A 20,517-nucleotide genomic window follows, 5' to 3' on the forward strand; every position below is an offset into this window, starting at 1 on the left:
TACTCGAACCACTCAGGCTCCCTAACCCGCTGCAATGTACAAAATCTTAGAGACCATCCCAAAGACCCTCCACTAAGCGATCGCGTAGAGGCCAATGAACAGACAAGCACAAAAATACAATCCTCCCAGGCTGTGGTTCGTGCCCGTTGATCGCACTCGGCATTAAAATAAGTCCATTTTGTCGATTGACCCTACCATAAAAACTCAAGCTTGATCTTTTATGGATCCTCTTTCTTTCGATCTGGCTTTGTAAACATAAGTTTATGTTAATTAGTTAAAGATGCCCTGAATTTTATCAGTTTCATGAAGCTTCTTTTAACCTCAGATTAATTAGGCACTAATTTTATAGAAAAAAGCTTCATTATATAGAATTTCTAAAAATCAAGCTTTAAAGGGTTGACCTTCCTTTTGAAAGGTAATAAAACTGAAGTACAAACAAATACGTAAGTAATAAAAATGAGTAAACCACAGTCTGCCTCAGTAGAACCACGTATTTTTACCCTAAAAGAAGTATTTTATTCATCTTTCTCCTTTGTGAGAAGGTTCGTGGAGATCCTTCTGGGGCACTTGAAACCTCTACTTGCAAGGATCAAAGCGACATACGTACGTGTTTTTCCAAAAAAATCCCAGAAGTAGGGAGTAATTCCTCTACTGAGATTTCAAGAAAATTAAGTGTTCTGAGGCTTGGTTTATACGGGAAATTTAGACTTGATGGTTTGGGTCTTACCTTTTCCTAGCAGCAAGACTAAATTAATTAGTTACGCATTTGTTGAAATCAAACTGAATTCTATTGAGGATTCCTTACAATGGCTAAATTCAATTCTTCTACAATCGCATTCGCAACCATCATCGCTTTTGCTGCCATCGGTCAAGCCGCACAGGCTGGCGAAAGCTACGTCCGCAACACATTCGAACACAGCACTTCCAAAACGACTTCTAACCTTGATCTGGAAAGCAAAGATTGGTATCACGGCTCTCGTGAATGGTCTAACTATGCTTACAAAGAATACTACGATGGAACTGTAACAACCAGTGTAGATGGTGAACTCTCTAGTGAAATTGCATTAACTGGAACTTTTGAAGGTACTGTTGAAGGTACCATTCAAGACGGTGCTCTATGTAACCAGTGTGGTGGGCCCGTTGACTTTTTTGAAGATGATTTTTCTGGTACCACAGAAGGCACAATTTCCTTAGAAGGTACTGAAAATACGATCGCATCTGACTTTACTACAACAAGTGATTATGACGGCTTTACCTTCCATGTTGCCGGTGCCCATGAGACTGGTAATGAAACCTTTGGTGGCTATTCTAAAGTTACTGGCACCATTGAAGCTATCATGCGATCTACAACTGATAGCCATGAAACTGCTGCCGGCAACCGATAATCTCATCGGTAATTTATCACGTAGCTAAGTTTCTAACTATTACAGATAGAATCATGAAAAGAATGCTAGGTTTGGCGATGGCATTGTTCATCGCCAGCCCGGCATCTGCGGGTAATCTGCTCCAGGGAGAGCCTTATTATGATGGTTTATACACAGGCGCTCCTTTATCTTTGGATATAGAGCCAGATCCTTTTGCATCTGCACCCACAATCCGGGCTAATTTTTTTCATTCCATTGAGCCATTCTACGGCGGCTCCACAGAAATTGATATTACAGAAGAATCTCGTGGGCAATCCAGCATTTTCGAAACAGAATTCTCTCAAAATGTAGTTTCCGGATCGATGAACCCCATCAATGGTGGTGTCGAATTCGAAAATTACACAGTCGAAAGTCAATATTCGTACGCGTCAGAATTTACAACACGAGGTTCCTCTACAACGGTCAAAGGCTCAGCAGAGACCTATGGCACCACCTTTATTTTTGAAAGCAATCTCTCCGTTGAGTTCTAAAGGTTTTATTTATGTTTGGTCGAAAATTCTTCACACTTTTAACGGCTGTCTCCACAGTGTTCCTGACTCCTATTTACGGAGCGGCTCAAACGATGCAAGATCAAAGTAATACGATGAATAATGAAAATTCATTGGGGAATAGTGCGACTGGGGTAGTCAACCAAACCGCTGTGTACAACTTAGGTCAAAGTGCCACCTACGGTTTTAGAGGGATCGTTTGTCCCCGCCCTTCCTTTGTGCTCAGTGGCTCTGCAAATGGCAATACATTTGATGGGGAGAGTTCAAATTCCTACGCTCTTTCCGGTGCCATTATTGTGCCCCTCGGTGGTCAAGTGGGCAGCAACTGTAGAGATTTCAGCACTACCCTACTGGAAAGAGAACAAGCCGAATTAGCAAAGTTTCAAATCCAATCTTCAGCGGAAACAGTCAAACTTTGTGCTGACATGATTTCTTCAGGCATTCAAGTAGATCCAGAGGTTTATCCAGTACTGGCGCGGCAATGTTCTGCGGTTCGGTTAGTTTCACAAGGACGGGCTTCTAGCACAAATGAAGCCCGACAAAATGAATCGACTCACAATAAGCTAGATGATGATGTAGAATTGTCTGCTAATTACTTAAAAACTGAGTAAATATAATATTTTGAATAGTGAGGAAAAATATCTCAAAGGCTATATGAAAATAAAAAAAGAGCGGCTAAAAAATCTTCAGCTTACAGTGACGCCTGTCTTTGCATTCTAAAGCACTAAAACACAGTCGTTTTTTTACTGACTCCAAGTGTTTTTATTACTATACTTAGAAATTCGTCAAATAGGCATGAAATTGCTGTATTAAAATATCCTACTGTATCTTTTAGTTCACACTATTTTTCTTGAGTTAATTTTGTATCAATAACTTAAGAAAATAAAGTCAAAGTGCTTCTATAATTTAAGATCTATTTTTAAACAGTACAGCTTTACAGAAAGAAAAACCAGAAGGGACGCCTATTTTATCTCGTTTTCTTCCCAGAGTAGCAGGACATTTTTTTCTGTAAAAGCAGAGCAATTTGTACTGAAATCATTATCAATAATGACATTAGATTCTTCGATCAAGACATCTGTACCGTTGCTTATATCTGCTTCAGAGCCTAATACAATGGGGTATTGTGGTTGTTGACATGCAGCATTAACGAGTACTTTGACTGGGAATACAACCGAATCATCGCTATAGGTGTAGACATTGGCGTGGTAGTAATAGGTATAGTCATCATAGTCGTAATTATATTCATAACCATACCGATACTGGTAATCAAAATCAATAAATACAGGTTCACTTTTTGCCTGTTGAACAACGATAAATGATAGACCACTAAGGGCTGCTGTAAACAGTTTATTCATTTTGCTTTCTCCATCCCTTGACTTAATTGATCAATATTGGAGCGATCAGTTTGAGTAAAATTTTTTGTAAAAGAACTTTTGCTGAAAGCACATCTCTTGGGTTTGTTAGTGCTTAATGTTGTACTCAATGCTTTTGGTTATGAATTATTTATGTTTACGATGAGAAAAATTCGAGGTTGAGTGATTGAAATATTGATGCTCTCCCCCTAAATGATAACAATATTTGAGAAAACATGACTACGTAGCTTAAATAAAAATTCAAGATATGTTTCAATACTCAAAAATAGTAAACAAGTATTGCATAGGCAAAAGGGGTATTGACGACCTTCGTTTAGTAGTCTGAATCTAGTCCACCTCTAACTTCTTGGGATAAATTGAAGTCTCAATTTTGAAAGCTTGGTGATGCATCTTTTTTCTAACACAATTAATTTAACAGGCAAAGGTTGTCTAAAATTATCAAGAAAAGAAGAAGGAAAAATTTTCTACTTCGGAAAGCCATCGTGGGGATTGGGGAAGCAGCAAAAGTTGCTTTTTATGTTCTGGCTCCCTTCAGGCCGTTTTTAGGGCTTGCCCACTGGTCAAATTGAATTTAAAAAAAAACTCTGGGGCGGCTCAGGGCGATCGCCATAGACTTTTCGCAGAATTACACTAAAATAATGTGTTAGGGAGGAATATGATCGCACACTAATCAAACAAGCTTTAGTTTGAAGCCTTGATTTACTATTCGCCGAAAGTATCTTGAAGAGTCTATGGCCGGTGCCAAAATTTTAGTTGTTGATGATGATCCAGCAATTCGCACACTAATTGTTCGATTTCTCGGGCAGAAAGGCTATGCAGTGGCAGCAGCAACGGATGGACAATCCGCTAAAGAAACATTTCAATCCTTTAGTCCTGACCTGGTAATCCTCGACATTAATCTGCCAGATACCCTCGGCTATGCCCTCTGCGAGCAAATGCAGGAGTCTAAGGATACTTACGTGTTGATCCTGACCAGTCGCACCGATGCGACCGATAAAGTACGAGGTTTTACCCAAGGGGCAGATGATTACCTGACTAAACCCTTTGACATTATTGAACTGGAACATCGTGTCCATGCGATCCTCCGCCGTCAGCGATCGCCCGTTGCTCCCCCAGCCCAAGACCAAAGCCTCGATTTTGCTGATTTAAACATTGACCCGATGCGCCATGTGGTCGCTGTCAAGGGAGAACCCGTCAACCTGACGGCCCTAGAATTCAACCTGCTCCACTTCCTCGCGAAAAATGCGAACAAAGTTTGGCGGCGCTCAGAACTGATTCAAGCAGTGTGGGGCTACGATTACCTAGGCGATCAACGGGTAGTGGATGTCCATATCGGACAAATTCGTCGCAAACTTGACAACCTCATGCAGCAAGAAAACCCGATCAAAACCGTGCGGGGTGTGGGCTATATGTTTGAAACAACATTAAACTCCTTTAGCGAAACCCGCTGATCAGTTCCCAGTCTGTAGCGTCATCTGACAGGAAAAGACACCCAAAAGTGAGGGTCCGAAACCCTATCTTGGTCTTTTCTCTTCCCTCTGCTGCCTATAATTAAGGCTGATCTATTTTTTTGCTTTGCCCATGAGTGAAACCTCGCAAACCATTCAACTCCCCAGCCTAGAAAGTGCGATCGCCCTCTCTGGCGTCAAGGAAGAAAACCTCAAATTTCTATCCCAGCACACCGGCACAACTGTGGTCTTACGGGGACAAGAGCTACTGGTGCGAGGTCGCGAAAAGGCCGTTAATCGTTGCATTAAAGCGCTCTATTTTCTGCAACCTTTTTGGGAAACAGCCCAACACATCTCCCAACCAGATCTCCTGACGGCCTTCCATGCCATCGATACCCATCAAGTCGAAGAATACCAAGACCTCCAAAAGCAGACCCTAGGAAAAACCAGGCGTGGCGAATATATCCGGGCCAAAACATTTCGACAGCGCCAATACATCCAACTCATTCAAAAACATGACATCACCTTTGGCATTGGGCCGGCGGGTACTGGGAAAACCTTTCTCGCTTCAGTCCTAGCCGTCCAAGCCCTGCTCCGGGATGAGGTTGAGCGTTTGATTTTAACCCGGCCAGCGGTGGAAGCTGGAGAAAAACTAGGCTTTTTGCCGGGGGACTTGCAACAAAAAGTTGATCCTTTCCTACGTCCTCTATACGACGCCCTCTACCAATTTATCGATCCGCTGAAACTGCCGGAACTAATGGAAAAAGGGCGCATTGAAATCGCACCATTAGCCTATATGCGGGGACGCACCCTCAGCAATTCCTTTGTGATCGTCGATGAGGCCCAAAATACGACCCCAGCCCAGCTCAAAATGGTGCTGACACGGTTGGGTTTCGGTTCTAAGATGGTGATCACCGGGGACATCACCCAAACGGATTTGCCGAGTCATCAGTCTTCGGGATTGATTATGGCGAGTAAGATTCTCCAGTCTGTAGAAGGGATTGGCTTTTGTTATCTGACGGATGCTGATGTTGTGCGTCACCCCCTCGTCCAGAGAATCGTTAGCGCCTATGATCGATTTGAGAGCCATGGTACGACCAGCCAAAAACGGCGGCCTTTGGGACAAACGAAAGGAGGGTAGCAAGGGGGCCATACCCTAATCACCTATTTTGTTATGACGACAATTCTAGTCATTGAAGATGATGATATTGTGCGGAAGCTAATCCGTAAAATCCTAACGCAGCAGCAATATGCAGTCCTAGAAGCCGCCGGGGGACATCAGGGTGTACAGTTAGCCCTGGCGCACCAACCGGATTTGATTGTTTGTGATGTGATGATGCCGGGAATAGATGGTTATGGGGTCTTGCAAAAACTCCAGGCCGAAGCGGCAACAGCGATGATTCCCTTTGTATTTTTAACGGCCCGGGCGGAAAAACAGGACATTCGCCAGGGAATGCGTTTGGGGGCGGATGATTATTTAACAAAACCATTTACAAAAGAAGAATTATTGTCGGCGATCGCCATCCGGTTGAGTAAGTTATCTTCTTTGCAACAGCACTATAGCCCCCCAGATGCATCGCCAAAGGCAGCGCCCCAGACAACGCCCCCAGCACTGAGAAATGATTGCGGCGATCGCTTTAGTCTCCAGGAAACCTTCGAGGCGATCGCCCTGACCCTCCAGCAGGATGATGCTGCATTTTTACCGCTATTTGTCGTTGGCTTTGAACGGTTTGCCCAGATCTGTGCTGACCTCGAACCCCAGGAAATTGACACGCTCAACCAGGCGATCATCAATCGTCTAAATCAAGGGCTCCAAGGGCGAGGAAGAGTCATTTGTTTGGCGGCTGGGGAATTTTGCCTCGTTTTAAATCGCGCCTATGTCCAGGCCGATACCGGGGCGATCGCCCAGGAAATCCTTGCTGCTTTCGAGCAATTTTTAACCACTGCCACCGAGGAGTTTTTCCTGTCCGTGAGCCTAGGGATTGCTGAGTATCCCCAGGATGCCGACAATCTCAGGGATTTAGTCGCCCAGGCCCAGGCCGCCCAGCGCCAGGCCCAAAATTTAGGGGAGCCGCGCTATCAATTTGCCAACGCAATGACGCCGCAAAGTTACCCCAAGGGCCTTGATCTAGCCGATGATCTGCGGGATGCCTATCACCAGCATCAGTTAACGGTTCATTATCAGCCCCAATGCCAACTGCCAGGAAAAGAGATGGTGGGGGCGGAGGCCCTGCTGCGGTGGGAACATCCCCTGAGGGGTTCTATTCTGACTGAGGAAATTTTGGCGATCGCCAAACCCATCGGTTTACTCGAACTTCTCGATCAATTTGTGCTGACCCAAGCCTGTCGTCAGCTCCGCCGCTGGGCAAACCAAGACCATCAAACGTTCCAAATGGCGGTCAACCTCTCGGCGACTCAATTTAATCAACCCCACTTCCACCAAGATCTCAGCCACTTACTGATTGAAAATAGCTTAAACCCAGCAAACCTCGTGTTAGAACTCACGGAGTCAACCCTCTTAGACAATGCCCCGTTAACCATTCGCCGCCTCAAGGCGATTAAAACCCTCGGTGTCAAAATTGTTCTGGATGATTTTGGTCTGGGTTATAGCTCTTTGACTTACCTCAAAAAATTTCCCTTTGATTTCCTCAAACTAGACCCCAGCTTAATCCGCAACATCCACCAAAAATCGGCACAACAGACAGTAGTGCGATCGCTAATTAACACGGCCCACCAACAGAAACGCTTAGTGATTGCGGAGGGGGTTGAAAACGAGACAGAATTAGAGTGTTTGCAGCAACTCAACTGCGATCGCGCCCAGGGTTTTTTGTTGGGCTATCCGATGAGCGTCCCAGAACTAGAACAGCTACTCTTGTCCAAGACAATATTTCCCCATGATTCGGTAATCTTTGATGCCCCTGACCCCTAACACCACGGCCCCAGTAAATTCAGTGAATTCTGACCCAAGGCGATCGCCGCCAATCTCCCTGCCAGATAGCCCCTTAAAAATTGGTAACGTTGCCCTCCAGAGCCGTGTCCTCCAAGCGCCCCTATCGGGGGTCACGGATCTAGTATTTCGTCGCCTGGTACGTCGCTACGCCCCCAGTTCAATGATGTACACCGAAATGGTGCGCGCCCAGGAAGTTCACCACCTCCAGACCTTACCGAGGCTCATGGAGATTGACCCGGGGGAGCAGCCGATCAGCATTCAACTGTTTGACTGTCGCCCTGATTTTATGGGGGAAGCAGCAAAAAAAGCCGTGGCCGAGGGCGCCCAAACCATCGACATCAACATGGGTTGTCCGGTGAATAAAATTACCCGCAAGGGAGGCGGTAGTTCTCTCCTGCGGCAACCAGAGGTGGCGGTGGCGATCGTTAAAGCAGTGGTGGAAGCCGTCGATGTGCCTGTGACCGTTAAAACCCGCATTGGTTGGGCGGATGCCGAAATCGTGATTGTTGACTTTGCCCGCCGGTTAGAAGATGCCGGAGCGCAAATGCTGACGGTGCACGGTCGCACCCGGGCCCAGGGTTACACCGGGAAAGCCCAGTGGCAGTGGATTAAAAAAGTCAAAGAAGCCCTCTCGATTCCGGTGATTGCCAACGGCGATATTTTTTCCGTGGATGCGGCGATCGCCTGCCTGGAAGCAACAGGAGCTGATGGGGTGATGTGTTCCCGGGGCACCCTCGGTTATCCGTTTTTAGTCGGCGAAATTGATCATTTCCTCAAAACGGGACAGCGGCGGCCCCAACCAACCGTGGTGGAGTTACTCCAGTGCGCCAAGGAACATTTGGACGGGCTCTGGGCCTACAAAGGACAAAAGGGCATTTACCAATCCCGCAAACATTTGACCTGGTATTGTCGCGATTTTCCCGGAGCCGCAGATTTTCGCGATCGCCTTAATAAAATCAACACCGTCGCCGAAGGTCAGGCCCTCCTCGATGAAGCCATTGAGCAGGTACAAAACCAAGCCAGCATTCCCGCCGTCAAAACACCCCAACTGGCGGTGATTTAACCCTTTTTGAGTTTACGAAACACCTCGTACATTTCCGGTAAACGCTTGTAGATGGCCGAAACTTTCCGGTAAACCGCATTGGGTACTGCTGGACTACCAGAGACAATTTCCCCTGGGGCAACGCGATTATTAATCCCGGTTTGGGCCGTGGCGATCGCCCCATCACCGATCACTGCCTGGTTCGCGACGCCCACCTGACCCCCAAGGAGCACATTATTCCCGACGGTGACGCCCCCTGCTAAACCCACCTGGGCGGCGAGGGCACAGTTCGAGCCGATGGTTCCCCCATGGGCCACATGGACGAGATTATCCAGTTTGGTTTGGGTTTTAATGCGCGTTTCTCCGACGGCGGGCCGATCCACCGCACTGTTACAGCCAATTTCAACGCCATCTTCGAGGACAACAATTCCCGACTGTTCCATCTTGAACCAACCCTGGGCCGTGGGCACAAAGCCGAATCCTTCTGCCCCGATTACCGCGCCGCTGTGGATTACACAATGATTACCAATCTTGACCCGCTCGTGGATCGTGCAATTGGCATGGAGTAAGGTATCCGCGCCAATTTCCACATCGGGATAAATCACCGCATTGGCCATAATGCAAGTGCGATCGCCAATTTTCACCCCCGGATAAAGCACCACATGGGCACCCACTGAAACAGCCTCGCCCAACTGCACCGACGGATCAATAACAGCGGTGGGATGAATCCCCGGTGCCGGACGAAACGGTTGATAAAAGACCTTGATCGCCGCTGCGAATAACAAACGCGGTTCCTTGGTACTAAGCCAAGCCAAACCGCGAGCCGTCGCCCGTTGTTGCAAATCTTCATCCGCTGGCAAGATTAACGCCGAAGCTGCCGTTGTATCGACCCTTGCGGCAAATTTCCCCCCTTCGATGTAGCTGATTTCCTGGGATTTTGCGGCATCAATGGCGGCGACCCCCGTAATCTCCGGGTCACTTCCGAGGGAATGATCGATAATGAGATCAGACTTTAAAACTTGAATTAATTCAGAAACGTTCATCGAATTTTAGCTATAGAAAATGACGATTAATCTAAACAAGGGCCAAGGCATTTCCCTCAAGAAAGCTGCACCAAGCCTCACCGCCGCTTTTATTGGTTTAGGTTGGGATATAAAGCAACAGGGCACAGGGGCAGACTTTGACCTTGATGCTTCTATTTTTATGCTGGGGAATAATGGCAAGCTCATTTCAGACCAGCATTTTATTTTTTACAATAACTTGACGAGTCCCGATCCTGAACAAGCCGTCAAATTAATGGGGGACAATCGCACGGGGGCTGGTGAAGGTGACGATGAAGTGATGATCATTGATTTTCGGAAAGTGCCGGAAAATGTCGCCACAATTGTGGTCGCGATTTCGATCTATGACGGGGAAGCGCGGCGGCAGAACTTTGGCCAGGTGCAAAATGCCTATGTGCGCTTGGTGAACGTGGAAACGAAAGCAGAGGTATTGCGCTATTCTCTCCAGGAACATTTCTCCAGTGAGACGGCCCTGATTATGGCAGAGGTCGTTAACGAAGGGGGCGAATGGCGCCTCAATGCAGTGGGTGATGGTTACCAAGGGGGCCTACAAACGCTGCTCGACCGCTATCAATAGTGTTTTGGCTTGCTGGTTGAGGAATTCGGGGAAGTTCCCAGCTAGTAGAATAGATGGCGATCGCATATTTTTTAAAACATCGCCTCAAAACCCTTCCCCAATCTTTGATGCTGATGCCTTGCGGAGGACGGGCAATGGGTAATTTTTCAAAATTTTGGCGCACGTTGGCGATCGCCACGGGGATTTTAGCGATTCCCCTAGTCGCCCAGGCAGAACTGGTACAAGTGGTAGCCAGTCGCAGCTACGACGAAGACTATGGCCAGTACATGGAAAAAGAGCTGTACGTCAACCCCACAACCATCAGACGGCAGGGGCCGTTTGCTTGGTGGGAAGTAGAAGCGGTCAACCGAGATAGCACCTCGAAGGAATTGCGCTACCATGCCCGGGCCTATTATTCCGGGGACTGCTCCCGGCGGGTCACCCGTCTACGGGAAATTTCGGTGTTTATCCTCAACGGCGAAAACACTGATTTTTACAAAAACTACGGCGATCAAGGGGAAGTGAATACGGTCTCCCCCGGTTCGACAGGGGCTAGCCTCCTAGACTTTGTTTGCGGCAATGGTCGCACCGATACGGCGGCGGCCCCTCGCCTTGACGAATAGAAAACATTTCGACACGATATTCTAATGATTATTTAGCATTCATTTCGTTCTAGGAAGCTGCCCATCGATACTATTCACGGTAATCTCAAAGGTCTTAAAAGTAGTCAACTCAAGCAGTTGCAACGACTGTATCAACAGGCTGTGCCTGGCGATCGCCTCACGACTCCAGAATTAGCCCAACGGATCGCGGCCCTCAGCACAGAGCTAAACCAAGCGGTTTGTGTCTATCTCAATCGCCGGGGCAAGGTGATCCGGGTGGGGGTTGGTTCACCCCGACAAACCCAAATTCCCCCCCTAGAATTGCCCCGTTATGGTGCCGAACGTTTATCGGGTATCCGCTGCTTGACCGCCAGCCCGAAGGATGAACCGCCCAAGGAATCGAGTTTAATGGCGATGGTACTACAGCGGTTAGACGCCCTCGTGAGCTTTACCTTGACAGGAACGGGGACGACGAAGCGGGGCCGGGGGGCCGCTGGCTACGTGAAAAATGCCTATGTAGCCCACCTCCTCCCCCAGACCCACCCCAGCCATGCCTATTGGCTTGTTTCTGAGTCCCAAGCCCTAGAAGAGGTTTCCCAACAGGATTTTCTGGATCTGGTCGAAGGACTAGAAGCAGAATTTCGCCGGGAATTTACGGCCCAACAGGTCGATCAAAGCCATGACCGGGTGATTCTCGTCGGCTTACAAACATCAGATATTGGCGATCGCCCTTTCCAGGATCGACTGACGGAACTGGCCCGCTTGGTGGATACCGCCGGGGGGGAAGTGCTGCTCACCCTGGAGCAAAAACGCAGTACACCCCATCCCCAAACCGTGGTTGGTACCGGGAAAGTCGAAGAAATTGCCCTCCAGGTACAAACCCTCGGCGCGAATCTTGTGGTCTTTGACCGGGATCTGTCCCCTGCCCAGGGGCGCAACCTGGAACGACAACTGGGGGTGAAGGTTTGCGATCGCACGGAAGTGATTCTTGATATCTTTGCCCAGCGGGCCCAGTCTCGCGCCGGGAAACTCCAGGTGGAACTGGCGCAATTGGAGTATCTCTTGCCACGCTTGGTGGGTCGGGGTCAAGCCATGTCCCGTTTGGGGGGGGGGATCGGCACCCGTGGCCCTGGAGAAACGAAATTAGAAACGGAGCGGCGCACAATCCAAAGTCGCCTCAGCCGCTTGCAAAAGGAAGTGGATCAACTGCAAGCCCACCGTTCGCGGATGCGCAGTCAACGGCAACGGCAGGATGTGCCCACCTTTGCGATCGTCGGTTATACCAATGCGGGCAAATCGACCTTGATTAATGCCCTCACCAATGCTGAAGTGTATGCGGCGGATCAACTGTTTGCGACCCTCGATCCCACAACTCGGCGCTTGACCCTCACCGATGAAGCCTTTCAAACCCAGACGATTCTACTAACGGATACCGTTGGTTTTATCCATGAGTTACCCCCGGCCCTGGTGGATGCGTTTCGGGCGACCCTCGAAGAAGTCACCGAAGCCGACGCGTTGATCCATGTGGTGGATCTGTCCCATCCTGCGTGGCAGCATCAGTTAGAATCCGTCGAAAAAATTCTAGGGGAAATGCCGATTATGCCAGCCCAAGCCCTATTGGTTTTTAATAAGCTGGATCAAGTTTCTAGTGAAGCACTCCAGGAGGCGAAGTTACGCCATCCGAACGCGGTTTATATTTCTGCCAGTGATCGCCTCGGTTTTGAAACCCTCCGACAACGGCTTGCCCAGATGCTAAAACAACTATAAAGAGACAAATTTTCGCGAGATTGTAAACCAATTGTCAAAAAACTGCGAATTTCTCCCTTAGCGTAGAACACAACTCGTTAAGCTTGAGATATGTCTACTAGATTCCGAGGAGGTTAAACGTGAATGCATCAGAACGGGCCTTAGGCGTTGAGCTGGCGACGAAAATTGCCTCGGTGGTGAATTTATTCCGGGCCGAATTCCCCGATGCAAGGGCCGACCTCAAACCCTGGCGCAATGACCCCGAAACCCGTGAATGGATGGACCCAGATTCCATTGACATTGGCTTTCACCTGCCGGGCTGGAGTCCCCGTTTCCAAAGTCGGAGTATGCTGGTGCAAATTCGCTTTTTTACAGACCCCCTGGATCAAGTGCAAACCTTTATCGGCATTGAAACGGCGGGTTTTAATCACCAGGGGGAAGCTTGGCGGCTCTCAACCATTGCCCAGTGGCAACTGGTCGGCGACTATCAACCCGCTAAAGATGTCTGCGATCGCCTCCAACGATTTTCCCAAAAAGCCTTTGAATTGTTCGCTTCAGGGAATTCTGATGCTGTCACCTAAGGTTTCGAGGCACACTGTCTCGTTTCTAGCCACTGTTGCAAAATAATTTGGGCTGCCCGCTGATCGACGAGGCCCTTTTGTTGGCGGTCATATTGCTTTTCGGCTTTGAGTTGGTTTTCGGCTTCAACGGAGGTTAAGCGTTCGTCCACATACTCGATGGGGAGTCCAAAGGCTTCTGCCAATTTACGGGCAAATTTTTGAGTTTGTTTCGCCTGTTTCCCTAGGCTGCCGTCCATGGCATAGGGCAGACCCACCACCAAAACTTGAATATGGCGCTGTTCGATCCAATGGGCGATCGCCGCTAAATCTGCCTCTAGGGTGGTGCGTTGAATGGTGGTTAAAGCCGTTGCCAACAGCCCCAGACCATCGCACCCAGCCACCCCAATACGTTTACGGCCAATATCAAGGCCCAATGCTGCCACTGGTTTCATCTGCCGTGCCTAATTTTCCGGGAAGAAATCCCGTTGCGGTGATTCCTTTGGCAATTTGAGGCTGGGATGATTTTTAAACCAATGGATACGGCTGGGGATTGGCGATCGCATCGGCTGCAAACCCTGGAGTACCCCTGATAATTGCAACGCTTCGAGGGGCTGGGATTCCCGCACTTTGTGCCATACCGAGCGAGACATGAGGAGTGTATGCTCCCTGGGGGTTGCGCCCACCGTTTCAAAAAATTCTTCCCGTTCCGGCTGGTAATCCGTAGAGGTGGTCAAAAGCGGTTGTTCTGGTCGGATCTGGGCGATCTGGGCCATTTTGATCATCAATTCCGGATAGAGCCAGGTGTAGGCCGGGTGTACCGTGAGGCGGCCATGGTGGGGTTTGTGGTCTTGGTGGGCTAATTGCACGGCGAAATAACCGATGGCGGCTTTCCGTTGGGGCTCGAAAACGTATCCTTCGACCACATCCACGTGCTGCGTCCAATTTTTAACGCGGCAGATTAAATTGCTGAGGGGCGCACTCTTAAAGTCTTGAACGTGGCGATCAAAGACCTGCCTGAGCATTGGCGGCATCGAGGCGGTATCGAGTTGGTAGAGCAAGCGGGCATCAGCATTGCCCACGGGCATCAAATTGGGTAGGGCGGGTTCCTGGAGGGCCAATTCACTGAGAATTTCCGGGGCGATCGCCCAGTAGGTGAGTTTCGCGAGGGGCTGGAAACCATTTTGACGGTAGAGGCTGAGGGTCTGTTGGGCGTTAACATTCACCTCTAGGACCCAGTTGCGGGCTTCCACGACATGGTCAAAGCAATAACGGAGCAGGGCTGAACCGGGGTCTCTGGCGGAGCCGTGGTATTGCAATTTGGGAAAATGGGGATCAATGATTACCTGTTCAACGCGCCAGGTACTTTGGGAGGAGTTGAAGGGAGAAATCTTCACAAAGCCCACAAGCTGGCCATCGACTTCAATCACATAACCATGGAAACTGTACTGATTAGGATTTGGGAAAAAACTCAGTAACTTAACGAGGCCATAGAAATTCTTGGTATTTTCGAGGTGATCCTCAAGGGGCATATCGAGGGGAGAAGGCCCATCTAGATCCGCTTCGCTGGCAAAATTGGCGATCGCCGTGAGATCTCGATACTGTACTGGCCGGATGGATACTTTGCCTTGTTTGCTCATTCCCGCTGTCATGGTCAGTATTGTCCCCAATTCAGTCCGCTGTTGCCCCTATCTTAACGGGTTTATGGGCTGAATGCACCGACTCAGACCTAGCTTCAGCTTTCCCCCTGGAAATCTTGATAGCGCCGCACAATCACAAGGCGATCGCCCACGACCGGATTCCGCGCCACGAAGTTTCCTGCTAAATCTTCCACAACCATCTTTTTAAAATCAAGCAACTGGGCTAGGTCTAAAACCTCCATGCCGAGGCGATCTTGCAACCCCTCTCGCAAGAGATACCAAGCATCACCTACCGTAATCCGCAGGGTATTGGTGTCAAAATCCGCCTGGATCGTGCGCACAATATTGTCCCCATAGGGTTGGGTAACTTCATCTAATTGGGCCTGGATTGCCGCGATCAAGCGCTGTTCCGGGGTCAGGGGTTTGGGGGGTTCTGCGCTGGCGGCTGGGGCTGGCTCTGAAATTTTGGGCGCTGGGGTTGGCGTTTCCGGTTGGGGGGTCTCTGGGGCTACTTCCTCGGTGGGTTCAGTGGGGGGTGTTTGGGCAATATCTTCGCTGAGTTGGGGCGTTTGGGTCGTGAATTTCCAGAGAAAAATAAAGGCGATCGCCGCCGTTGCCGCACCCAGCCAAAGTTTTTGTTGCTGCCACCAGGGTTGCCGTCGGGGCCGACGAGGTACGGGTTCAACACGCCGGGGTTTGACCTTGGGCACTGGGGCGGTCGGTACTTCAACCCCAGGAGTATTCGCAGGGACTTCTACCACAGGATTAATCGCCGCTTCCGGTTGCTGCTGTAGTTGCCGAATCAAATTTTCTGTATCGGTGCTCAGGGTATCGAGGGCCGCCGTTGGAATCTGGCTGGTTCCTGTTTCCAGATCGGCGACCACTTGTTGCAGTTGGGCTAGGGTTTGTTTGAGACGGCTCAGGGAAGCTTGGGGATCAGCTTGGCTCATGGGTTACGCCAAAAATTACAAAACATCACACAGCAGCAGAAAATCTGCGTTCTCATTTTAGGCGATCGCCTTCCCCCGTTGATTGTTTTGCCAAAAGCTGGTTCTTGCTTGTTTAACTGGCGAAGATTTCTTCAAATCCCCAAGAATCTTTCCTGGGGGGTTGCCATTTTTCTTTAGGGGGTTTATGCTAGTAAAAGCGCCGCGGGATAGAGCAGTCTGGTAGCTCGTCGGGCTCATAACCCGAAGGTCGGTGGTTCAAATCCGCCTCCCGCCACCAAATCGAATCAGAAAGCAATGCCTCACCTCCAGGTGGGGTTTTGTTATTTTAGGCAGTATTGAGCATTCTAATTTTAAAGATTGTCTCTTGTTAGCGAACCATTGCCGTCAAACCGAGAACTCCACAATACAATGCCAAAGTAAGAGAGGCAGCGGGACAACCAGAGAACTTCTTTGATCGCGACATCGCCCAGGGAATTTTTTGGCTGAGTCCGCCGCGTATTTTGATATTGCGGTACAGCGGAGATTTTTTATGCGTGCAGTTTTAATGGCAGGTGGTGCTGGGACAAGGTTGCGTCCCCTGACTTGTGATTTACCGAAGCCGATGGTGCCAGTGCTCAATCGCCCCATTGCCGAGCATATTATTAATCTACTCAAACGCCACCGCATTACCGAAGTGATTGCCACGCTCCACTATGTGCCGGACATCATGCGGGACTATTTTCAGGATGGCCATGAGTTTGGTGTCAAAATGCATTATGCCGTGGAAGAAGAGCAACCTTTAGGGACGGCGGGCTGCGTCAAAAATGTCGAAGAACTGCTCACCGAAACCTTTGTGGTGATTAGTGGGGATAGCATTACGGATTTTGATCTCGCGGCGGCGATCGCCTTCCACCGTGAAAAAGGTTCCAAGGCCACCCTGGTTCTTACCCGTGTTCCCAATCCCGTTGAGTTTGGTGTCGTCATTACCGAAGAAAACGGACAAATTAGTCGCTTCCTCGAAAAACCCTCCACCAGTGAAATTTTTTCCGATACCGTCAACACAGGCACTTATATCCTCGAACCAGAAGTGCTGAAATATCTCCCGGAAAACGAAGAATGCGACTTCTCGAAGGATCTCTTTCCCCTACTCCTCGACCGGGGAGAACCGATGTATGGCTACATTGCCGATGGCTACTGGTGTGATGTCGGACACCTTGATGCCTACCGTAAAGCCCAGTACGATGCCCTCGCCCGGAAAGTCCATGTGGAATATTCCTATGAAGAGCGATCGCCTGGGATTTGGATTGGCCACAATACCTTTATTGACGACAGTGCGACGATCTCCCCCCCAGCGATGATTGGTGATAACTGCCGCGTTGGGGCTAGAGTTCACATTGAACCCGGTACGGTCATTGGCGATAACGTGACCGTCGGTGCTGATTCTGACCTCAAACGTCCTATTCTCTGGAACGGCGTGGTCTTGGGCGATGAAGTGCAGTTGCGGGCCTGTACGGTGGTGCGGGGAAGCCGGGTCGATCGCCGTGCCCATATTTTAGAAGGGGCCGTGGTGGGGGCATTATCCACCGTGGAAGAAGAAGCCCACATTGGTACCGGCGTGCGGATCTGGCCCAATAAGCGGATTGAGGCGGGGGCGATTGTGAATATCAACCTCATCTGGGGCAGCACGGCCCAGCGGAATCTGTTTGGTCAGCGCGGGGTTTCTGGCCTCGCCAATATTGATATCACCCCCGAATTTGCCGTCAAACTGGGGGCGGCCTACGGTTCGACCTTAAAAATTGGCTCGATGGTGCTAGTGTCGCGGGATCAGCGCAGTGTCTCGCGGATGGTGAGTCGTTCCTTGATTGCGGGGTTAATGTCGGCGGGGATTGGCGTGCAAAATCTCCAGGCCACAGCAATTCCCATCGCCCGGACCATGGCGAATATTCTAGATGTGGAAGGGGGAATTCATGTGCGTCTCCATCCGGAACGGTCGGATCATCTGCTAATTGAATTTCTCGACAGCCAAGGAATCAATATTTCTAAGGCGAAGGAAAAGAAAATCGAGGGGGTTTATTTTAAAGAGGATTTAAGACGGGTGGCGATCGCCGAAATTGGCGAAATGTCCTGTCCGGCGCAAATTATTGAGCAATATAGTCAGCGCTTTGAAGATCACCTCAATATTGGTGCCTTGATGAATAGTGGCTCGAAGGTGGTCATTGACTACGCCTATGCTGTGTCTGGTGCTGTTTTACCGACTATTTTGAATAAATTTAGCTGTGATGCCGTTGTCCTAAACGCTAGCCTCAAGCAAAATTCCCCCGTGGGCCAAGAGAAAGAATCCCTACTGTTGCAGTTGGGCCATGTGGTAGAAGCCCTACGCGCCAGCATGGGAGTACAGGTTGCCGCCAACGGGGAACAACTCACCCTCGTCGATGAATCGGGACTATCTATCTATGGGGAACGCCTCACGGCTTTGCTGACGAGCATTCTCTTCACGGCCAGTCCACGCAGTTCCGTCGTGGTGCCCATCTATGCGTCAAGTGCCGTAGAACAAATTGCCCGCCGCCATGATGGTCATGTGATCCGCACCAAAGCCAACCCCACGGCTCTTATGGAAGCCTGCCGGAATAATCCCCATGTGGTGTTAGGGGGAAGTGGAGACATGGGTTTTATTTTCCCGGAGCTGCACCCTGGCTTTGATGCGATGTTTACGATCGCCAAATTAATTGAGATGTTGACCATCCAAGAGCGATCGCTGGGTCAAATTCGGGCAGAATTACCAATCGTTTTCCACAAGTCTTACACGATGCGCTGTCCCTGGCGGGTGAAGGGAGCTTTAATGCGGCACTTAGTCGAAATCCATGAAAGCGATCGCCTGGTGTTGATCGATGGCGTCAAAATTATTGATCCGGTTTCGGATAACTGGGTGCTGGTGCTGCCCGACGCTGGGGAACCATTAGTACATATTTACGTCAACAGTGAAAGCCGGGAATGGGTCGAAGAATCCTTGCGGGATTATCGCCACAAGGTGCAGAGTTTCATCGAACGGGAACAAAACGGCGATATGCCAGAATTTTAGGACGCGGTTTTACGACCATGGTCGGGACAAGGGGGCGCGGAGATTGTCCGGTCTAACCATCCTTGGGCCTGTTCTAGATGTTGCAGGGCGGCGGCGGGATTGTCATTCAACAAAAAAACCAGAGCCGCAGATAAATGTTGTTGGGCTTGGACTTTACGGTTGCCTTTTAATCTGTGCCAATCATTAGGGGCGATCGCCAACTTTGCCGCCAGTGCCTGTGCCAATTCAAGGCTATCGATTTGAGTTAAATCAGACGTTAAAACATTACCCATCACAAAAACCCATTGATTGCGAATATATAAAAATGTCGGGGTTTACCGTGGTAAACCCCGATACCCTAGACCGTCATAATGTCTTTTTCTTTGATCTTGAGCAGGTCATCGATTTTTGTCGTAAACTCGTCCGTTACCTTCTGGATATCGTCCTGTAAGCTACGGGATTCATCCTCGGAAATGTCGCTATTTTTCTCCTGTTTGCGCACATCATCAATGGCATCACGACGAATATTGCGGAGGGCCACTTTTCCTTCTTCAGCTAATTTTCCAGCCGTTTTGACCAATTCTTGACGGCGCTCCTTCGTCAGCGGCGGAATATTTAAGCGGATATTTGTCCCATCATTGTTGGGGGTCAGACCCAAATCAGACATGGAAATGGCCCGCTCCACATCACTCAAACTACCCCGATCAAAGGGTTGGATCATGATAGTGCTGGAGTCGGGTGTCGAAATACTCGCCAACGATTTTAGGGGAGTTTCTGCACCGTAATATTCCACCGTAATCCGGTCGAGGAGGGAGGCGCTGGCTCTCCCTGTCCGGAGGGTATTAAAAGACCGCTGGGTTGCCTCAATGGTCTTTTGCATATTTTCTCTAAGTTCACTTAACTGCACAGGAACCTCCCACGATTGTTCCAACTGGTTCACCTTTAACGGCACGGACAATGTTGCCTTTCTCAAATAGATTAAACACCATAATCGGGATGTCGTTTTCTTTGCAAAGGGCGATCGCCGTCCCATCCATTACCCTTAAATCATTGGCGAGAACGTGGGCATAGGTCAAGCTTTCATAGCGTTTTGCTGCGGGATTTTTCGCTGGATCGCTATCGTAAACCCCATCAACTTTGGTGGCTTTGAAGATCACTTCGGCGTCAATTTCGGCGGCCCTCAGGGCAGCGGTGGTATCGGTGGTAAAGAACGGATTCCCGGAGCCTGCGCCAAAAATTACTACCCGGCCTTTTTCTAAATGCCGGATAGCCCGTCGCCGGATATAGGGTTCTGCGACCTCCTGCATGGCGATCGCTGTTTGGACTCGGGTCGGAATATCGATTTGTTCGAGGGCATCCTGGAGGGTCATCGCATTCATCACCGTCGCGATCATGCCAATATAATCCGCCGTGGCCCGATCCATCCCTTTAGCCGAAGCCTGTACCCCACGGAAAATATTGCCACCGCCAACCACGATCACAATTTGCACACCGCTGGAGACAACTTCCGCAATTTCTTTGGCGATGTCTGATACGATTTGCGGGTCAATCCCGTAACCGAGATCCCCCATCAGAGCCTCACCACTCAGCTTTAAAAGAACACGTTGGTACGCCATCGGTTGTCCCGTTCCTATCTAACTCGC

General features: G+C 49.5%; 20 protein-coding genes and 1 tRNA gene. 13 read left to right on the forward strand and 8 right to left on the reverse strand.

Annotated features, from left to right (window positions below; genetic code table 11):
- The first annotated feature begins 806 nt into the window (after nt 1-806).
- The 3 genes from AWQ24_RS04770 (at nt 807) to AWQ24_RS04780 (ending at nt 2,523) form a co-directional block, all read left to right on the forward strand.
- Entirely contained in the window at nt 807-1,385 is a 579-nt protein-coding gene (locus AWQ24_RS04770; RefSeq protein ID WP_065716147.1) for a hypothetical protein, read from the forward strand.
- Nucleotides 1,386-1,438: 53 nt separating this feature from the next.
- A complete protein-coding gene (locus AWQ24_RS04775) occupies nt 1,439-1,894 on the forward strand; it encodes a hypothetical protein (protein WP_012306562.1) in 456 nt (151 codons plus the stop codon).
- A gap of 92 nt (nt 1,895-1,986) precedes the next feature.
- The gene (locus tag AWQ24_RS04780) at nt 1,987-2,523 is read left to right on the forward strand and encodes a hypothetical protein (protein WP_143589360.1); all 537 of its coding nucleotides are present in this window, start codon (nt 1,987-1,989) and stop codon (nt 2,521-2,523) included.
- A gap of 351 nt (nt 2,524-2,874) precedes the next feature.
- Here the strand turns inward: AWQ24_RS04780 and AWQ24_RS04785 are convergent, their stop codons facing one another.
- On the reverse strand, nt 2,875-3,267 hold the full coding sequence (locus AWQ24_RS04785) for a hypothetical protein (RefSeq protein WP_012306564.1): 393 nt from the start codon (nt 3,265-3,267) through the stop codon (nt 2,875-2,877).
- A 749-nt stretch (nt 3,268-4,016) separates the two neighbouring features.
- Here AWQ24_RS04785 and AWQ24_RS04790 point away from each other — a divergent pair.
- The 4 genes from AWQ24_RS04790 (at nt 4,017) to dusB (ending at nt 8,746) form a co-directional block, all read left to right on the forward strand.
- Entirely contained in the window at nt 4,017-4,736 is a 720-nt protein-coding gene (locus AWQ24_RS04790) for a response regulator transcription factor (RefSeq protein WP_030007285.1), read from the forward strand.
- A gap of 130 nt (nt 4,737-4,866) precedes the next feature.
- Nucleotides 4,867-5,874, forward strand: coding sequence for a PhoH family protein (locus tag AWQ24_RS04795; protein ID WP_012306566.1), 1,008 nt, complete (start codon nt 4,867-4,869; stop codon nt 5,872-5,874).
- 33 nt (nt 5,875-5,907) lie between these two features.
- On the forward strand, nt 5,908-7,662 hold the full coding sequence (locus AWQ24_RS04800; RefSeq protein ID WP_065716148.1) for an EAL domain-containing protein: 1,755 nt from the start codon (nt 5,908-5,910) through the stop codon (nt 7,660-7,662).
- A complete protein-coding gene (dusB, locus tag AWQ24_RS04805; RefSeq protein WP_232318872.1) occupies nt 7,646-8,746 on the forward strand; it encodes a tRNA dihydrouridine synthase DusB in 1,101 nt (366 codons plus the stop codon). Before AWQ24_RS04800 ends, dusB begins: the two co-directional genes overlap by 17 nt.
- Here the strand turns inward: dusB and lpxD are convergent.
- The gene (gene lpxD, locus AWQ24_RS04810) at nt 8,743-9,768 is read right to left on the reverse strand and encodes a UDP-3-O-(3-hydroxymyristoyl)glucosamine N-acyltransferase (protein WP_065716149.1); all 1,026 of its coding nucleotides are present in this window, start codon (nt 9,766-9,768) and stop codon (nt 8,743-8,745) included. The genes dusB and lpxD overlap by 4 nt on opposite strands.
- A gap of 19 nt (nt 9,769-9,787) precedes the next feature.
- Here lpxD and AWQ24_RS04815 point away from each other — a divergent pair, with 19 nt between their 5' ends.
- The 4 genes from AWQ24_RS04815 to AWQ24_RS04830 all read left to right on the forward strand — a co-directional run bounded on the left by AWQ24_RS04815 (nt 9,788) and on the right by AWQ24_RS04830 (nt 13,271).
- On the forward strand, nt 9,788-10,363 hold the full coding sequence (locus AWQ24_RS04815) for a TerD family protein (RefSeq protein ID WP_062433111.1): 576 nt from the start codon (nt 9,788-9,790) through the stop codon (nt 10,361-10,363).
- 53 nt (nt 10,364-10,416) lie between these two features.
- The gene (locus tag AWQ24_RS04820; protein WP_065716150.1) at nt 10,417-10,965 is read left to right on the forward strand and encodes a surface-adhesin E family protein; all 549 of its coding nucleotides are present in this window, start codon (nt 10,417-10,419) and stop codon (nt 10,963-10,965) included.
- 57 nt (nt 10,966-11,022) lie between these two features.
- Nucleotides 11,023-12,711, forward strand: coding sequence for a GTPase HflX (hflX, locus tag AWQ24_RS04825; protein WP_315862327.1), 1,689 nt, complete (start codon nt 11,023-11,025; stop codon nt 12,709-12,711).
- Between the two features lie 119 nt (nt 12,712-12,830).
- Nucleotides 12,831-13,271 carry a hypothetical protein gene (locus AWQ24_RS04830; RefSeq protein ID WP_012306573.1) on the forward strand — a complete coding sequence of 147 codons (441 nt, stop codon included), beginning with the start codon at nt 12,831-12,833 and terminating at the stop codon, nt 13,269-13,271.
- Here the strand turns inward: AWQ24_RS04830 and ruvX are convergent.
- From ruvX to AWQ24_RS16410, 3 genes are all read right to left on the reverse strand, one after another.
- Nucleotides 13,268-13,702, reverse strand: coding sequence for a Holliday junction resolvase RuvX (ruvX, locus tag AWQ24_RS04835; protein ID WP_012306574.1), 435 nt, complete (start codon nt 13,700-13,702; stop codon nt 13,268-13,270). The genes AWQ24_RS04830 and ruvX overlap by 4 nt on opposite strands.
- Before the next feature lie 9 nt (nt 13,703-13,711).
- A complete protein-coding gene (locus AWQ24_RS04840; protein ID WP_012306575.1) occupies nt 13,712-14,899 on the reverse strand; it encodes a GNAT family N-acetyltransferase in 1,188 nt (395 codons plus the stop codon).
- Nucleotides 14,900-14,982: 83 nt separating this feature from the next.
- Nucleotides 14,983-15,837 (reverse strand): hypothetical protein, encoded by an 855-nt coding sequence (locus AWQ24_RS16410; RefSeq protein ID WP_065716152.1) that lies wholly within the window; start codon nt 15,835-15,837, stop codon nt 14,983-14,985.
- Between the two features lie 200 nt (nt 15,838-16,037).
- Between AWQ24_RS16410 and AWQ24_RS04850 the strand changes: the two genes are divergently transcribed.
- Both AWQ24_RS04850 and AWQ24_RS04855 read left to right on the forward strand, forming a co-directional pair.
- A tRNA-Met gene (locus AWQ24_RS04850) sits at nt 16,038-16,114 on the forward strand.
- 252 nt (nt 16,115-16,366) lie between these two features.
- On the forward strand, nt 16,367-18,895 hold the full coding sequence (locus AWQ24_RS04855; protein ID WP_065716153.1) for a mannose-1-phosphate guanyltransferase: 2,529 nt from the start codon (nt 16,367-16,369) through the stop codon (nt 18,893-18,895).
- Here the strand turns inward: AWQ24_RS04855 and AWQ24_RS04860 are convergent.
- The 3 genes from AWQ24_RS04860 to pyrH form a co-directional block, all read right to left on the reverse strand.
- Complete coding sequence (locus AWQ24_RS04860) at nt 18,892-19,167, reverse strand: DUF6439 family protein (protein WP_065716154.1); 276 nt, start codon at nt 19,165-19,167, stop codon at nt 18,892-18,894. The two genes, AWQ24_RS04855 and AWQ24_RS04860, sit on opposite strands and share 4 nt — an antisense overlap.
- A gap of 65 nt (nt 19,168-19,232) precedes the next feature.
- Nucleotides 19,233-19,781 (reverse strand): ribosome recycling factor, encoded by a 549-nt coding sequence (frr, locus tag AWQ24_RS04865; RefSeq protein ID WP_012306579.1) that lies wholly within the window; start codon nt 19,779-19,781, stop codon nt 19,233-19,235.
- Entirely contained in the window at nt 19,768-20,490 is a 723-nt protein-coding gene (gene pyrH / locus AWQ24_RS04870) for a UMP kinase (protein WP_012306580.1), read from the reverse strand. The genes frr and pyrH overlap by 14 nt, the downstream gene beginning before the upstream one ends.
- Nucleotides 20,491-20,517: the final 27 nt, after the last annotated feature.

It is taken from the genome of Picosynechococcus sp. PCC 8807, assembly GCF_001693295.1.
GTDB lineage: Bacteria > Cyanobacteriota > Cyanobacteriia > Cyanobacteriales > MRBY01 > MRBY01.

Coding starts and splice junctions, on each gene's coding strand:
- AWQ24_RS04795 (WP_012306566.1), top strand. CDS start 4,867: ATGAGTGAAACCTCGCAAACCATTCAACTCCCCAGCCTAGAAAGTGCG.
- AWQ24_RS04780 (WP_143589360.1), top strand. CDS start 1,987: ATGCAAGATCAAAGTAATACGATGAATAATGAAAATTCATTGGGGAAT.
- AWQ24_RS04790 (WP_030007285.1), top strand. CDS start 4,017: ATGGCCGGTGCCAAAATTTTAGTTGTTGATGATGATCCAGCAATTCGC.
- AWQ24_RS04785 (WP_012306564.1), bottom strand. CDS start 3,267: ATGAATAAACTGTTTACAGCAGCCCTTAGTGGTCTATCATTTATCGTT.
- AWQ24_RS04820 (WP_065716150.1), top strand. CDS start 10,417: ATGGCGATCGCATATTTTTTAAAACATCGCCTCAAAACCCTTCCCCAA.
- AWQ24_RS04860 (WP_065716154.1), bottom strand. CDS start 19,167: ATGGGTAATGTTTTAACGTCTGATTTAACTCAAATCGATAGCCTTGAA.
- AWQ24_RS04770 (WP_065716147.1), top strand. CDS start 807: ATGGCTAAATTCAATTCTTCTACAATCGCATTCGCAACCATCATCGCT.
- AWQ24_RS04840 (WP_012306575.1), bottom strand. CDS start 14,899: ATGACAGCGGGAATGAGCAAACAAGGCAAAGTATCCATCCGGCCAGTA.
- AWQ24_RS16410 (WP_065716152.1), bottom strand. CDS start 15,837: ATGAGCCAAGCTGATCCCCAAGCTTCCCTGAGCCGTCTCAAACAAACC.
- ruvX (WP_012306574.1), bottom strand. CDS start 13,702: ATGAAACCAGTGGCAGCATTGGGCCTTGATATTGGCCGTAAACGTATT.
- AWQ24_RS04815 (WP_062433111.1), top strand. CDS start 9,788: ATGACGATTAATCTAAACAAGGGCCAAGGCATTTCCCTCAAGAAAGCT.
- pyrH (WP_012306580.1), bottom strand. CDS start 20,490: ATGGCGTACCAACGTGTTCTTTTAAAGCTGAGTGGTGAGGCTCTGATG.
- dusB (WP_232318872.1), top strand. CDS start 7,646: ATGCCCCTGACCCCTAACACCACGGCCCCAGTAAATTCAGTGAATTCT.
- lpxD (WP_065716149.1), bottom strand. CDS start 9,768: ATGAACGTTTCTGAATTAATTCAAGTTTTAAAGTCTGATCTCATTATC.
- AWQ24_RS04855 (WP_065716153.1), top strand. CDS start 16,367: ATGCGTGCAGTTTTAATGGCAGGTGGTGCTGGGACAAGGTTGCGTCCC.
- AWQ24_RS04775 (WP_012306562.1), top strand. CDS start 1,439: ATGAAAAGAATGCTAGGTTTGGCGATGGCATTGTTCATCGCCAGCCCG.
- AWQ24_RS04800 (WP_065716148.1), top strand. CDS start 5,908: ATGACGACAATTCTAGTCATTGAAGATGATGATATTGTGCGGAAGCTA.